Raw genomic sequence first — 367 nt, 5'->3', positions numbered from 1 at the left:
GGACGTGCACAACCAATCGCACGCTTCTTCTATCCTTCTGCGTCCCTCCATTGCTCAAACGATAAAGAGGTGGTACAGGAATATCAACCTGTTGTCCATCGCCTACGCCTGGCGGCCTCGGCTTAGGTCCTGACTAACCCTGAGCGGACGAGCCTTCCTCAGGAAACCTTAGGCATTCGGTGGACGGGATTCTCACCCGTCTTTCGCTACTCATACCGGCATTCTCACTTCTAAGCGCTCCACCAGTCCTTCCGGTCTGACTTCACTGCACTTAGAACGCTCCCCTACCACTGATACCATTGGTATCAATTCGCAGCTTCGGTGGTGTATTTAGCCCCGGTACATTTTCGGCGCAGAGTCACTCGAC

The 367-nt window shown here is 54.0% G+C and carries 1 rRNA gene; it reads right to left on the bottom strand.

Annotated features, from left to right (window positions below):
• Window positions 1-367 (bottom strand): 23S ribosomal RNA (locus MR071_RS25165); the annotation flags it as partial.

Origin of the sequence: Bacillus cereus group sp. BfR-BA-01316, assembly GCF_022664195.1 — a bacterium.
Taxonomy (GTDB): domain Bacteria; phylum Bacillota; class Bacilli; order Bacillales; family Bacillaceae_G; genus Bacillus_A.
Note: the sequence above shows the minus strand (reverse complement) of the source record. Positions and strands in the feature narration are given on the sequence as shown.